14 protein-coding genes and 1 other RNA gene are annotated in these 15,400 nt (G+C 31.8%); 13 read left to right on the top strand and 2 right to left on the bottom strand.

Annotated elements, in window-relative coordinates:
* Positions 1-3 precede the first annotated feature (3 nt).
* From AC2DGP_RS15235 to AC2DGP_RS15205, 7 genes are all read left to right on the top strand, one after another.
* Positions 4-372, top strand: coding sequence for a four helix bundle protein (locus AC2DGP_RS15235; protein ID WP_484490919.1), 369 nt, complete (start codon positions 4-6; stop codon positions 370-372).
* Between the two features lie 20 nt (positions 373-392).
* Positions 393-1,046, top strand: coding sequence for a thiamine phosphate synthase (gene thiE / locus AC2DGP_RS15230; protein ID WP_484490918.1), 654 nt, complete (start codon positions 393-395; stop codon positions 1,044-1,046).
* A gap of 11 nt (positions 1,047-1,057) precedes the next feature.
* Positions 1,058-1,465 carry a DUF1801 domain-containing protein gene (locus AC2DGP_RS15225; RefSeq protein WP_152287500.1) on the top strand — a complete coding sequence of 136 codons (408 nt, stop codon included), beginning with the start codon at positions 1,058-1,060 and terminating at the stop codon, positions 1,463-1,465.
* 68 nt (positions 1,466-1,533) lie between these two features.
* Entirely contained in the window at positions 1,534-2,304 is a 771-nt protein-coding gene (locus AC2DGP_RS15220; RefSeq protein ID WP_484490917.1) for a thiazole synthase, read from the top strand.
* A gap of 16 nt (positions 2,305-2,320) precedes the next feature.
* The gene (gene thiH / locus AC2DGP_RS15215) at positions 2,321-3,439 is read left to right on the top strand and encodes a 2-iminoacetate synthase ThiH (RefSeq protein WP_484490916.1); all 1,119 of its coding nucleotides are present in this window, start codon (positions 2,321-2,323) and stop codon (positions 3,437-3,439) included.
* Positions 3,440-3,593: 154 nt separating this feature from the next.
* Entirely contained in the window at positions 3,594-4,415 is an 822-nt protein-coding gene (gene kdsA / locus AC2DGP_RS15210) for a 3-deoxy-8-phosphooctulonate synthase (protein ID WP_484490915.1), read from the top strand.
* Positions 4,415-5,419 carry a transglutaminase domain-containing protein gene (locus AC2DGP_RS15205; protein ID WP_484490914.1) on the top strand — a complete coding sequence of 335 codons (1,005 nt, stop codon included), beginning with the start codon at positions 4,415-4,417 and terminating at the stop codon, positions 5,417-5,419. The genes kdsA and AC2DGP_RS15205 overlap by 1 nt, the downstream gene beginning before the upstream one ends.
* On the opposite strand, the gene AC2DGP_RS15200 is transcribed toward AC2DGP_RS15205, so the two are convergent.
* Complete coding sequence (locus AC2DGP_RS15200; protein ID WP_484490913.1) at positions 5,416-5,643, bottom strand: DUF3820 family protein; 228 nt, start codon at positions 5,641-5,643, stop codon at positions 5,416-5,418. The genes AC2DGP_RS15205 and AC2DGP_RS15200 overlap by 4 nt on opposite strands.
* Before the next feature lie 133 nt (positions 5,644-5,776).
* Between AC2DGP_RS15200 and ssrA the strand changes: the two genes are divergently transcribed.
* The 5 genes from ssrA (at position 5,777) to AC2DGP_RS15175 (ending at position 11,497) form a co-directional block, all read left to right on the top strand.
* Positions 5,777-6,169: a transfer-messenger RNA gene (gene ssrA / locus AC2DGP_RS15195) on the top strand.
* 280 nt (positions 6,170-6,449) lie between these two features.
* A complete protein-coding gene (locus AC2DGP_RS15190) occupies positions 6,450-7,631 on the top strand; it encodes a glycosyltransferase (protein WP_484490912.1) in 1,182 nt (393 codons plus the stop codon).
* A gap of 52 nt (positions 7,632-7,683) precedes the next feature.
* On the top strand, positions 7,684-8,823 hold the full coding sequence (locus tag AC2DGP_RS15185; protein ID WP_484490911.1) for a glycosyltransferase family protein: 1,140 nt from the start codon (positions 7,684-7,686) through the stop codon (positions 8,821-8,823).
* Entirely contained in the window at positions 8,820-10,109 is a 1,290-nt protein-coding gene (locus AC2DGP_RS15180) for a cryptochrome/photolyase family protein (RefSeq protein WP_484490910.1), read from the top strand. Before AC2DGP_RS15185 ends, AC2DGP_RS15180 begins: the two co-directional genes overlap by 4 nt.
* Positions 10,110-10,183: 74 nt before the next feature.
* Complete coding sequence (locus AC2DGP_RS15175; protein WP_484490909.1) at positions 10,184-11,497, top strand: polysaccharide deacetylase family protein; 1,314 nt, start codon at positions 10,184-10,186, stop codon at positions 11,495-11,497.
* On the opposite strand, the gene AC2DGP_RS15170 is transcribed toward AC2DGP_RS15175, so the two are convergent.
* On the bottom strand, positions 11,494-12,177 hold the full coding sequence (locus AC2DGP_RS15170) for a cell division ATP-binding protein FtsE (protein WP_484490908.1): 684 nt from the start codon (positions 12,175-12,177) through the stop codon (positions 11,494-11,496). The two genes, AC2DGP_RS15175 and AC2DGP_RS15170, sit on opposite strands and share 4 nt — an antisense overlap.
* Positions 12,178-12,335: 158 nt before the next feature.
* Here AC2DGP_RS15170 and AC2DGP_RS15165 point away from each other — a divergent pair, with 158 nt between their 5' ends.
* Positions 12,336-15,392, top strand: coding sequence for a tetratricopeptide repeat protein (locus AC2DGP_RS15165; protein ID WP_484490907.1), 3,057 nt, complete (start codon positions 12,336-12,338; stop codon positions 15,390-15,392).
* Positions 15,393-15,400: the final 8 nt, after the last annotated feature.

The raw sequence follows: 15,400 nt of genomic DNA, 5'->3' as shown, positions 1-15,400 counted from the left end.
GGCATGAAAAAAACAAATACATTTCAAGATTTAATCGTTTGGCAAAAGGGACATGAATTTGTTCTAGAGGTTTATTCGATTACAAAAAACTTTCCTAAAGAAGAAATATACGGATTGACAAGTCAGTTTAGAAGAGCTTCAGTTTCTATCACTGCTAATATTTCAGAGGGATACAAAAGAACTTCAAATAAAGAAAAACTAAGATTCTATAACATTTCACAGGCTTCACTTGAAGAGTGTAGATATTTCCTAATACTTTCAAATGATTTAAATTATTTGGACAACTGCGATAAACAAACTAAACAAATTGAGGAGGTAAGTAAACTATTAAATGGATATTGTAAAAGTATTCTTAACTCCATAAATTCTTAACTACTGAATTGTCATATAAAATGAGCATAAGTAAACTACACTACATATCACAAGGAGCTTCAGTTAATGAACATCTTGAAAACATACAACAAGCATGTCAGGCTGGTGCTGAATTGGTACAATTACGTTTGAAAAACTATTCCGAAAAAAAGATTTTAAAAGCTGCACAACAAGCCAGAGAAATCACGGGTCACTTCCAAACTAGATTGATTATCAATGATCATTATAAAATTGCGAAAGAAGTAAAAGCTGATGGTGTTCATTTAGGTAAATCAGACACCTGTCCGAAAGAAGCTAGAAAACACTTGTATTCTTGGCAAATTATTGGAGGAACAGCAAACACCTTAGAGGATTGTAAAAACCTACTAGAGAAAAAAGTAGACTATATTGGGTTAGGCCCATTTCGTTTTACAAAAACTAAAGACCATTTAAGTCCGATATTAGGAACGAATGGATACCTCACAATTTTAGAGGAACTTAAAACAGACACTCCAATCGTAGCGATTGGAGGAATTACTCTTGAAGATGTTTCAGAAATTATGACAACAGGAGTTCATGGAATCGCTGTTTCTGGTGAAGTCACAAAAGATTTCAATAAAATCAATACTTTTTATCAAATTTTAAAAGGTGATGAAAAATTAGAACAACGTTTTGACATCAATAACTTCAAATAAACGATAGAACAATGGCCAACAAAACACAACCCACCTCTGCTAGCGTTGAAGAATTTTTAAACAAGGTAGAAAAAGAGCAAAAAAGAAAAGATAGCTTTGAAATAGCAGCTATGATGGAAACACTTACTGGTAAAAAACCAGTGATGTGGGGTGACAGTATTGTTGGGTTTGGACAGTTCAGATACAAAACAAAATCTGGATGTGAAGATAACTGGTTTACTTGTGGGTTTTCACCAAGAAAAGCCAACATATCTTTATATCTCATGGGATGCGACATCAAACAAAGTCAAGATTTATTAGATCAATTAGGAAAGCATAAAACTGGTGTAGGATGCCTTTATATTAACAAACTAGCTGATATTAATACAGAAGTACTAAAGAAAATTATCAAAAGAACGATCGAACTAGAGAACAATTAAGTTCTTCCTTTTGAAAACATCAATAAAACAAAACCCTTCGACAAGCTCAGGGTTCAAAAAATAAAATTATGGATACTTTAAAAATAGTAGACAAAGAATTCAACTCTCGTTTATTTACGGGAACAGGTAAATTCAGTTCAAATGATTTGATGGCTGATGCAATATTGGCCTCTGAAAGTGAACTGGTAACGGTTGCATTAAAACGTGTTGATGTGGACAATGAACAAGATAAAATGCTGCAAAGTATTCAAAAACCACATGTCAATTTACTACCTAACACATCAGGAGTGAGAGATGCTAAAGAGGCTGTTTTCGCTGCTCAATTGGCTAGAGAAGCGTTAGAAACAAATTGGATCAAATTAGAAATCCATCCAGACCCAAAGTATTTACTACCAGACCCGATTGAAACATTAAAAGCAGCTGAAGAACTTGTAAAACTCGGATTTGTTGTCATGCCGTATATCCATGCCGATCCTGTTTTATGTAAAAGATTAGAGGAAGTTGGAACGCAGTGTGTGATGCCATTGGGAGCACCTATCGGAACAAATAAAGGAATTAAAACAGTTGATTTTTTAGATATTATTATTGAGCAAAGCAATGTTCCTGTTATCGTAGATGCCGGAATTGGAAGTCCTTCTCATGCAGCATATGCAATGGAATTAGGAGCTGATGCAGTACTTGTAAATACCGCAATTGCAGTTTCTGAAAACCCTACCGAAATGGCAAAAGCTTTTAAAATGGCTGTTCAAGCAGGTAGAATGGCATACAATGCAAAATTGGCAAGCATCAAAAAACACGCTGAAGCAAGCAGTCCACTTACATCTTTTTTAAATATTTAAAAAACCAGACAACAATATGTCATTCAAAGAAACTTTTGATTTACACGACTGGGACAGCCTAGAGAAAGAAATTTACCGCTTTACGAGTAAAGATGTTGAAACTGTTTTAAGGAAACCAAAAATAGAATTAGACGATTTTAAAGTATTGATTTCTCCTTCGGCGAAACCGTTTTTAGAAGAAATGGCACAAAGAAGTCATGCCCTTACTAAAAAACGTTTTGGAAATACCATTCAAATGTACATTCCTATGTATTTATCCAATGAATGTCAAAACATCTGTACGTATTGTGGTTTTAGCATGACCAATAAAATCAGAAGAAAAACACTCTCAGATGCCGAAATTCTGCAAGAGGTAGCGCACATTAAAAAGCTAGGTTACGATCATATTTTGTTGGTAACCGGAGAAGCAAACAAAACTGTGGGAGTTTCTTACTTAAAACATGCCATTGACCTAATTCGCTCTGAATTTTCTAATATAACCATCGAGGTTCAACCTTTGGATCAGCATGAATATGAGCAATTGATTGATGCTGGATTATACTCTGTGCTTGTTTATCAAGAAACCTATCATAAGGCAACTTATAAAACACATCACCCGAAAGGAAAAAAATCGAACTTTGATTATCGTTTAGACACACCAGACAGACTTGGAAAGGCTGGAATTCATAAAATTGGAATTGGTGCCTTATTCGGTTTAGAGGATTGGCGTGTAGACAGTTTTTACACTGCATTGCACTTAAAATATCTTCAAAAAACATATTGGAAAACTAAATATTCTATTTCTTTTCCTAGACTTCGTCCGCATCAAGGAGATGTACAACCCAAAGTAGAAATGACCGATTCTGACTTGGTACAGTTGATTTGTGCCTATCGTTTGTTAGATGAAGATGTTGAGCTTTCAATGTCAACTAGAGAAAATGAAGTCTTTAGAAATAACATTATTAAACTAGGAATTACTTCAATCAGTGCTGAATCTAAAACGAATCCTGGCGGATATGCCGTGGAACCTCAATCGCTTGAGCAGTTTGAAATTTCAGATGAACGATCTACCAATGAGATCAAAGAAATGATTCAAAGTCAAGGTTATGAAGTTGTTTGGAAAGACTGGGACAGAAGTTATGATTTGGCAAAATAGGGTTTTGGTAGCAGGTAAATTAAAAAATAATATTTTGTCTTTAGAAAAAACGAAACATTTTAGAGAATTCATATGATTGAAAATGTTTTCTATTCCATTTTGTTAATTGCGAGTTGCTAATTGAAAACCTATCTTTGTCAAAAAAATAAAACAAATGGATTTAAATCTTATTCCTAAAATAAAACATACAAATAGTGGTAACTTTTTTCTTTTAGCGGGTCCTTGTGCCATTGAAGGTGAAGATATGGCTTTAAGAATTGCTGAAAAAGTAGTTTCAATTACTGATAAATTAGAAATCCCTTATGTATTTAAAGGAAGTTTTAAAAAAGCTAACCGTTCTAGAATTGATAGTTTTACAGGAATTGGAGATGAAAAAGCCTTAAAGATATTACGTAAAGTTTCAGAAACTTTTGATGTTCCAACAGTCACAGATATTCATACAAACGAAGATGCGGCAATTGCAGCAGAATATGTAGATGTATTGCAAATTCCAGCATTTTTAGTTAGACAGACCGATTTAGTTGCGGCAGCAGCTAAAACAGGTAAAGTAGTAAATCTTAAGAAAGGGCAATTTATGAGTCCTGGAGCTATGAAACATGCGGTGCAAAAAGTTATAGATAGTGGAAATGAAAAAGCTTGGGTTACCGATAGAGGAACCATGTTTGGTTATCAAGATATGATTGTAGATTTTAGAGGTATTCCAGAAATGAAAGCCTTTGCTCCTACTGTTTTAGATGTCACTCATTCTCTACAACAACCTAATCAAACCAGTGGCGTAACTGGAGGAAGACCAGATATGATAGAAACGATAGCTCGCGCGGGGATTGCAACAGGAGTGGATGGATTATTTATTGAAACACATTTCGATCCTGCAAATGCTAAATCTGACGGAGCAAACATGTTGGATTTACAACATTTAGAAGGATTACTTAGTAATTTAGTTGCTATCAGAAAAACGATCAACACCCTTAGTTAATGTTCTTATTTAAAAATATACAAAGACTGTTTTTCAGAAATGTAAAACGGTCTTTTCTTTTTTTAGGATTATTTATTAGCTTAACAGCAAATACTCAAAATCTTGATGAAGTTGATGCTATTGCTCAGAAATACAGTAGCAATATTTCAGATGTAAATGTATTGGCTAAAACAATTTCACTAGATTTCAAAAAAGATTACGAACAAGTAAGAGCACTGTATATATGGTTAACACATCATATTGATTACAACCTTAGCGAATTGAAATATGGTACAATAAATTATAGCTTTCGTTACAGTTCTAAGGAAGAATTAGATCAAAAAATTAGGGAACGTGATTTAGAAATCATCGAAAAAACACTGAGAGAAAAAACAGCTGTTTGCGAGGGATATTCTATGGTTTTTAAAGAAACTTGCGACATCCTAAAAATACCATGCGAAATTATTAGTGGTTACAGTCGGAATCCATTTTCAAAAATAGGAGAGCTTCCTTTAAGTGGAAAACATGCTTGGAATGCCGTTTATATCAACAATCAATGGAAATTAATTGACACTACTTGGGGAGCAGGATATAGCAGAGACTCCGATCACTGGATCAAAGATTTTGATGATCATTATTTTTTCACCACCCCTAATGACTTACTCACCACACACTATCCTGAAGAAAAAAAATGGCAACTGGTAAAACCTCCTTTAACAAAGCAAGAATTCACAAATCAACCTATTTATTCTTCATTATTTTTTGACAATCAATTATCATTAGAATCACCGAAGTCTGGAATTATTAATGCTAAAAACAAAGAATTTATCTATGTAAAAATAGATAATTTACCTGCTGGTGCTGAAATGGGCTATGCTTTTGAAAAGGACTATTATTTAACTTCAATAATTCCAGAATTCAAAGGAAACACAGCTATATTAAAAATACCGGTAAAGGAAAATAAAAAAGGCACGCTCTCTATTTTAATAGAGACGGAAATGATATTACAATTTCGTTTAAATTAAATAGTAGAATCCTTTCTAATTTTATGGATTAAATGCTCCAAGCCATTCAACTTTAGCTCGTAAACTAACCGTAGCATATCCCCAATTTGGCCTTTTGGAAAGCCTTTTGAATGGTACCAAACAATGTAATGTTCCGGTAAATCAATAAGATAAGTTCCTTTGAATTTCCCGAAAGGCATTCTCGTATGAGCTAATTTTTTCAAATATTCCTGCTGGTCTTGCATCCTACTATTTTAAGTGGTTCAAAAATATTATTTCTTTTTAAATTTCTAGCAAAACAAGCACTGAATATCTTATTATTTTGTCTAATTTTGCAGACAGTTCATTGAATAGATTCTAAAATATATTTAGGATCATGGGGACGACTGGTTTTGACAGCGAGATCAATCAATAAGTAAGCATGTCGAGAAAGGAAACAAATCTCGTAAAACCTGGTTTCAAAATTTTATACGGTGAAGAATCTTTCGCCATGGCTGCCTAATCTGAATTATAGTAGGATGGGCCTCGGCTCACAAGGTGAGCAGGCTGTGCATCTCCGGAAAGCCTTGGTATACGGCGTTCCATTTTGAGGTGTCGTAAAAGTATACATAGAAAAAATAGGCTTCGATATTTTTTCGAAACTCAAGAAGATAAGTCTCTTGTAGCTTGTTTTTAAGCGGCATTGGATCGAAAATTAATTAAAAACTAAGCATGTAGAAAGCCTTGCGGTTGCTTGTTTGGACCCGGGTTCGATTCCCGGCGTCTCCACTTTACACCCTTATAAGCCATGTGTTTGTAAGGGTTTTTGTTTTAGTCAAAAGCTTTAATAATGATTTAACACCCATATTAATCTTTTATACTTTTAACAAATTGGTGTTTGTATTCTGAAATTTCACAGGAAATTTAATGTATTTGGTTATCAAATTCCATTTCCTTTGTGATTTCATTTTACAACATCTTATGAGCAAACATTATAATGATATTTGATATACTTTATCATTTATGATGTAATCATTTTGGGAATGAAAAAATTTATTATTCCAAATACAAATTGAGTTTAATTTTTCCACTCTATAAAAATAAAATCACGTATTTTAGAACTTCAATAAAACTTAATAATCTAATCCTTTTGAAACGCATAATTGTCTCTGTCTTAAATGATCTAGAAACAGATCAACGAGTTCACAAAATCTGTACAACTCTATCAAAATCAGGTTATAAAATAACTGTAATTGGATACACATTGTACAAACCTTCTCCATTAAACAGGCAATATGAAACTAAAAGAATGCGTTTATTTTTTAGCAAAGGATTTCTTTTCTTCGCTGAATTCAATCTGCGCATATTTTTCAAAATTTTATTCCTTAAAAAAGACATACTCCTCTCCAATGATTTAGATACACTTTTACCAAACTTTCTTATTTCGAAATTAATGAGAAAAAAATTGGTATATGATAGCCATGAACTATATACTGAAGTGCCAGAACTGGTAGATAGACCTAGAATTCAAAATATATGGATAGCTATCGAAAAAAGAATAGTTCCAAAACTAAAAAATTGTATAACCGTTTGTGATAGTATCGCATATTACTATAATGAAAAATATTCAACCAATTTTCTTGTCATTAGAAATGTTCCAAAATTTTCGAACTTACCTAGAGGAGAATTCCCTTTCGATATAGGCAAAAAAAAAGTTTTGTTATATCAAGGAGCCATCAACAAAGGTAGAGGGATTGAATTAATGATAAATACAATGATTCATTTGGAAGGCCATTTGCTAATTATTATTGGGACGGGTTATCTCTTTGACGAATTGAAAACACTAGCCAAAAAAAATAAAGCTATCAAAGAAAAGGTTCATTTTCTTGGAAGTCTTCTTCCTGAAAAATTAAAGACACTCACACCCTTGGCCACAATTGGACTTAGCTTAGAAGAAGATTTGGGCTTAAATTATCGATATGCTTTACCAAATAAAATTTTTGACTACATCCATGCGGAGGTTCCTTGTTTAATTTCAGATTTACCTGAAATGAAAAAAGTGATTTTAGAGAATAAAATTGGGGAAATTGTACAAAGTAGAAAACCAATAGAACTAGCAAAGCAAATTGAGGAACTTTCTAAGAATAAAACTAAATATAATTTATTCAAACAAAATTTAAAAAAATCAAAACAAAATTTTAATTGGGAAATGGAGAGTGAAAAATTAATTTATTTTTACAACTCTCTGAAATAGACATATTTTATACCATTTAAAATTATTAAATTGTATCCCTAGAATTCTACTTTTGAAAAACAAACAAATTACGCTTCATTTAATATCCTTCGACATACCTTACCCTCCTAATTATGGAGGAGTCATAGATGTATATTATAAGATAAAACAACTTAATGAAAAAGGTGTAAAGGTAATTTTACATTGTTATGAGTATGGTCGCGCAAGAAGTAAAGCATTAGAATACCTTTGTAGTGAAGTTTATTATTACAAAAGAGAAACAAGTTTCCATCATCTTTTTTCTAGGAATCCATATATCGTCAAAACTAGGAATTCTAAAGAGCTCATAAGCAATTTAAATAAAGATGTATACCCTATACTATTTGAAGGATTACACACTACTGGCATCTTATCATCAATAAAATTACACAAAAGGCAAACCCTTGTAAGAACACATAATATTGAACATGCCTATTACAATGGATTACATAAAAGTGAATCTGATTATTCTAAAAAATTATTTTTCAAAACTGAAGCCATTAAATTAAAATACTATGAAAAAACGTTACAAAAGGTTGACCATATTCTAACTATTTCTCCTTTAGAACACAAATACTTTACGGATCGTTTTGGTGACAAATCAGTTTACGTTCCAGTCTTTTATAACTTCAAAGAAAATAACAACGGAACTCCTTCAATATTCTTTTCTCTTTGGCATGGAGATCTTTCTGTCCCAGACAATCAAAAATCACTAGAATACATCATCAATATCTATAAGGAAACAGAGTACAAACTGATAATAGCAAGTGATAAATTGAACAGAAAAACTCTCAAATTAATCAAACCATATAAAAATATACAACACGAGAAGATAATTTCTCAAAATCATCTAGAGAGATTATTAAAAGAAGCACAAATACACCCAATTATAAGTTTTCAAAATACAGGAATTAAATTAAGACTTTTGAACATTTTAAGTAATGGCAAGCATATAATTGCAAACGATTCAATTATTAAAGGAACCGGACTTGAAAACTGTGTTCATATTGCAAATACCCGAAACTCATTTAAACAAAAAATCATTGAATTGTCTAAAAAAGATTTTACTCCAAAAGACATTGCCTTAAGGAATAAACTTTTGCAACGCTTCAACCCAAATAATAGTGTCAATACTCTTATTGAATTAATTACCAATTTCCAAAGTACAAAATGAAAAAAACAACTTTTTTCTGGTTTCGAAGAGACCTAAGACTACATGATAATCATGGACTTCATAGAGCTTTACAATCCAATCATCCCGTAATTCCGATATTTATTTTTGATGAAGATATCATCAATGAATTACCAGAGGATGATGCACGAATTAGTTTTATTTATGAATCTCTAGAAAAAATTCAAAAAAAACTACAAGAGCATAATTCAAGTTTATTATGCTTGACAGGTAAGACTAATGAAGTTTGGGAAAATCTCTTATCGCAATATGAGATTGATGCTGTGTATACAAATGAAGATTACGAACCGTATGCAATTAAAAGAGACCTAAAAATTACTGGTTTATTACAAAATAAAAATATTTCCTTCCATTCTTTTAAAGATCAGGTAATATTTGAGAAATCAGAAATCGTAAAAAATGACGGACTTCCCTATACCGTTTATACTCCATATAAAAACAAATGGCGAAACATTTTTCACGGAACCAACGTAGAAAATTATGATGTAGATCAATGGAACAAATACCATAACGAGAATTTTGAATTTCCAACGCTTGAAGATCTTGGCTTTAAAAAATCATCTATTCAAGTTTTACCATATACTATAGATGATTTACATGATTATGAAATAGAAAGAAACATTCCATTTGTTAATAAAACAAGCTATTTAAGTCCACATTTAAGGTTTGGAACAGTAAGTATACGAGCATTGGTTTTAAAACTTAAACACAACGAGGTATTTTTAAATGAACTCATTTGGCGAGAGTTTTTTATGCAAATTTTATATCATTTTCCAAAAGTTATCAATCAAAACTTCAAATCTAAATACAACCAAATAGAATGGAGAAACAACAAAGAGGAATTTGAACATTGGAAAAATGGAACTACTGGATACCCTTTTGTAGATGCAGGGATGCGAGAACTGAACCAAACAGGTTACATGCACAATAGAGTGCGTATGATTGTAGCTGGTTTTTTAACCAAACATTTATTAATTGATTGGAGATGGGGAGAAGCTTATTTTGCAGAAAAACTTTTAGACTACGAATTATCTTCCAATAACGGAAACTGGCAATGGTCTGCTGGTACTGGATGCGACTCAGCACCTTATTTTAGGGTTTTCAACCCTACAGAGCAGATAAAAAAGTTTGATAAAGAACTGAAATATATTCGCAAATGGATACCTGAATTTGACAGTTTAGAATATCCGTTACCTATGGTTGATCATAAATTCGCGAGAGAACGTGCTTTATCAACTTATAAAATTGGTTTAGCAAAAGCAGAATAATCTAATTTTTAATATTGTATTTTTAACAACATAATCAAAGAAAAACAGGTCTAATTTTCTATATATCCACTAATTTGAAACGAATTATTATTTTCAGTGATATCGTAAACAACCGCTTGACATATGCTCTTGATGTGGTTTTCAAACATGTGCTCATGGTCGATTATTCGATATTAAACAAAGAAGATTTCAGTCAAATAAAAGATGCTGTAAAAATCAACTATAGTTCCGAAAAATTAGAACACACTATCCAAATCAAACCTCATCAAATAATCTCTGAAACCACAATAGAAAATTATACTCCAAAGGTTGTTTACAAAGATGGAATTCCATACTTTTTTAAAACATCTTCAGAAAATCTATTTCAATATGATTTATTTGCTTGCGTATTTTATATGGTTAGTAGGTACGAAGAATACCATAATACTGATCTTGACAGTCACGGAAGATTCAAAGCAGAGAATAGCTTAGCCTTTTTAAATGATTTTCTAGAAGAACCTGTTGTTCATTTTTGGGCAAAAGAATTGCAAACTTCAATTGCAACAAATCATCCAAGTTTTCAATTCCCAACAAAAAAATATCAATATATAAACAGCATAGATATTGACGTTGCTTATTCCTACAGAGGAAAATCAAAAGCATTATTATCAATCAGTTTATTAAAAAACATTCTGCAAAGAAACACACAAGAAATTAAGAATAAGTTCTCTTATTTTCTAAAAAACATAAAGGATCCATATGACACCTATAAGGTTTTTACAGAGTTATCTGAAAAGCACAAAAAACCGAATTTATTCTTTATCCAAATAGGGAATTACGGACCTTATGATAAAAACCTTCATTATAAATCTGCTGAATTAAAAAAATTAATTAAGAGACTCCAACAAAAAAACATAATAGGTTTACATCCGTCTTATAATTCTAATAAGGCCCAAGAAGTTTTAGGCTTTGAAAAAGAAAGATTGGAAAACATATTGAATCATAAAATCACTAAAAGTAGACAACATTTTTTAAAACTTAGTTTTCCTAAAACTTATGAAAATTTAATTGCTCAAGGAATTCAACATGATTATACATTGGGATTTGCCTCAAAAATAGGATTTAGAGCCGGTATTTGTAATTCTTATCCATTTTTTAATTTAAAAACAAATGAACAAACCAATTTAACACTCCATCCTTTTCAAATTATGGATGGAACCTTAAACGGTTACATGAACCTTTCTACTGAGCAAGCAATTGATAAAAGTAAAGAGATCATCAAAAAAATAAAAGCTGTTGAAGGCACGTTTATATCTCTGTGGCACAACTCTTCTCTTACAGAGCAAAATGAATGGAAAAACTGGAAATCCGTGTACACAGAACTCGTGCAATATGCACAAGAAAATTAAGCCCCTTGATGCACTACTTCAAACAATTCTCCCCCTTCACATTTGATCGTTCTTTGTTGAAATTTTAAAATCAAGGCATAATCATGTGTTGCCATAAGAATGGACTTCCCACTTTTGTGAATTTCACTCATCAACTCCATTACTTCAATAGAAGTTTTGGGATCTAAATTCCCCGTAGGCTCATCGGCTAAAATTAAATCAGGATCATTCAACAAAGCTCTAGCAATTGCTATTCTTTGCTGCTCTCCACCTGATAATTGAAATGGCATCTTATAATCTTTGGTTTTCATACCAACCTTATCAAGTACCTCCCCTATCTTATCAGCAATCAACTTACTGTCCTTCCACCCCGTAGCTTTCAATACAAAACGAAGGTTTTCAAAAACAGTTCTATCATTCAATAATTTAAAGTCTTGAAATACAATTCCAATTTTTCTTCTTAAAAAAGGAATATCTCTATCTTTTAATTTTTCCAAATCAAAGCCCACAATTTCACCTTTTCCTTGTTTCAAATGGAGATCACCATACAAAGTTTTCATCAAACTACTTTTTCCTGACCCTGTTTTACCAATCAAATATAAAAACTCTCCCTTTTCGATATCTAAGTTGACATCAGACAAAACCAAATTTTTATCTTGATAAATCGCAGCGTTTTCTAGTTTTAATATTGAACTTCCCATGAATGAATTTTTGTGATACAAACTTATCGAATTCAAAAAGAACTTCCAATAAAAATAACGGTTTGTATAACTTTGAACCCTAAGCCAATAAAACTATAGTTCGATGCGTTGTTATATAGGAATATTATTTATTTTTGAGCAACTAAAAATCTGCCTAGATGCACCCATATAAAATTTTCATCACTGTTTTAGCACTATTTTTATCCGTGCAAAGTAACAGTCAAAAATCGGATAAATTTACGCATCCATTATACGACTTCGAACAAGGTCTTGAATTGTACAACAATCGCATATACGAAGCTGCTTATAACTCATTTTCAAGAGCTTCAGAAAATTTAGACAAAGACAACACCGCTACTGAGGATTGTGCCTATTATTTGGCAATTACCGCTGTTAAATTAGAAAAAAAAGAAGGCGAAGCAATGTTGATGGATTTCATAAAAAAATATCCAACAAGCAGACATAAAAACAAAGCTTATTTAGAGGCTGGTAATTATTATTACAATCACGGAAAACCAGCAAAATCTTTAAAATGGTTCCAAAAAGTTTCTCCTAAATACCTTACTGCTAAAGAAGAGGATACTTATAATTTTAAAATGGGATACGCGTATTTTTCTAACAAAAAATACACAGAAGCGAAACAATATTTTTTACCGCTCACTAATTCTAAATATTATACCGCAGAAGCCAATTACTACTATGGCTACATCTCTTATTTACAAGAAGATTACAGTACAGCACTTAAATATTTTGATCGATTAGAGGGAAACAAAAGATACTTAAAAGAGATCCTATATTATAAAATGAACATCAAGTTTCAAAATAAGAAATTTGAAGAAGTTGTTGTGATTGGAAAAGATTTGTTAAAAATTGTTCCTAAGAAAGAAGTTTCAGAAGTTTCAAAAGTAGTGGGTGAAAGTTATTTTTATTTAGGACAATACGACCAAGCCATTATTCATTTAAAAAATTACAGGGGTCGCAAAAACCGCTTGGTAAACGAAGATCATTATTTTTTAGGCTACTCTTACTACAAAGTAAAAGATTATGAAAATGCCATATTGCGTTTCAACCGAATTACAAAAGGAAAAGATGAAGTTGCACAGAATGCATATTACCATTTAGGGGCATGCTACTTAGAGCAAAACAAAAAGAGTGAAGCTTTAAATGCTTTTAAAAACAGTTCTGAATTAGACTTTAACGAAGACATAAAAGAAGATGCTGCTTACAATTATGCAAAACTTAGTTATGAAATTGGAAACCCATATAAAAGTAGTGCTGAAGTTTTACAAGACTATGTAGAAAACTACACTACTTCTCGAAATTCAAGAGAAATAAACAAACTTATTATTGACACTTACAATTCGAGTAGAGATTTTGAAGGTGCCTTGATATATTATCAGAAAAGAGAATTAGCGAAAGATAAAGTATTCTATGAAATTACAATGCACCGAGGAATGCAATTATTTCAATATGCAAAATACCAAGAGGCATTGACTTACTTTAAAACGTCCAGTTCACAAGCTTTATCCAGAGAAGTACAATCCAAATCTTTATTCTGGAGAGCGGAATGTTCTTATAGATTGAATGACTTTAAAACTGCACTTTCAGATTATAAAAGATTTCAACGATTAAGTGCTTCAAAAAAAACAAACGAATACAAAGACATCAACTACTCTATCGGATACACTTATTTTAAACTTAAGGATTATAAAAGAGCAAAGTCTAGTTTTACTGCATATATCAAAGAAGACATGGATGATGAAGTAAAACATAACGACTCCTATATTAGACTGGGAGATTGTAATTTTATCTCAAAAAGTTACTGGGAAGCCATGGAGGCTTATAATAAAGTTATCGAATCTCGAGGAATTGATGATGATTATGCTCAATATCAAAAAGCCATCAGCTATGGTTTTGTTCGAAGAAATGAAAACAAAATTGAAACCCTAAAAGATTTTGACAAACAACATCCTAAATCTTCTTATAAGGATGATGCTTTATATGAACTAGGTAATGCCTTTATCAGTGCGAAAGAAAATGCAAACGCCATAGCAACCTATGACAAGCTGATAGAAAATTATAAAACTAGTTTATACATTCCGAAAGCATTGTTAAAACAAGGTCTCATCTATTTCAATGATAATAAAACAGACAAATCAATTGAAAAATACAAGTATGTTGTAGCAGAATATCCAAATGCAAAAGAAGCACAACAAGCGGTTCAAAATGCTAGACAGGTATATATAGACATTGATAAGGTTGACGAATATGCAGACTGGATTAGAGAAATAAATTACACCAAATTTAGTGACATTGATTTAGACAATGCCATGTATGAAGCGGCAGAAAAAAAATACGTAAATAACGAATTATTACCTGCAACCCATAGCTTTAAAAAATATTTGATCAACTTTCCAAATGGGATTCACGCCTTAAAAGCAAACTTTTATAGCGCACAAGCTTATTTCAGTTTAGAAAACACTGAAAAAGCAATTCCAAAATACGAACATGTTGTTAATCAAAACTCAAACGAATACACCGAGCAGGCATTGGCTAGATTGGTACAGATTTACCTAGAAAAAAATTCTTGGCCTGATGCGATACCTTATTTACAAAGATTGGAGCTAGAAGCTAACTTTCCACAAAATGTATTGTTTGCTCAGAGTAATTTAATGAAAGCAATGTATGATCAAGAAAAGTATGCTGAAACAGTGATTTATGCAGAAAAAGTTCTTGAACATAAAAAAGCAGATGTACAAATTAAGGCAGATGCAACTATTTTCATCGCTCGCTCGGCTATCAAAACGAACGATTTAGAAAAAGCAGAAAAAGCCTATTCAGAAGTTTCAAAAGATGCAAAAGGGGCTTTAAAAGCAGAGGCTTTATATTACGAAGCTTTTTTCAAAAATAGAGCAGGTAAATACAAAGAATCTAATAAAACGGTACAAGACCTGGCTTCAAAATATGCCAACCATAAATATTGGGGTGTAAAAGGTTTGATTGTTATGGCAGAAAACAACATTGGTTTAAATGATGCCTTCCAAGCCACATACATTTTAGAAAATGTAATAAAAAACTACAGTCAATTTGAAGAATTGACAACAGAAGCCAATCGTATTTTAGAACAGTTAAGAACGGCTGAAAAATTTAAAAATAAAGCAACTGATACCATCGTACCAGAAAAAAAAGAAATAGAGGAAACTACTGAATTTTAAAGGAAGTT

It is taken from the genome of Flavicella sp. IMCC45537 (genome assembly GCF_057197705.1).
The sequence above is the reverse complement of the archived record's forward strand: the minus strand, read 5'-3'. Positions and strand labels throughout refer to the sequence as shown.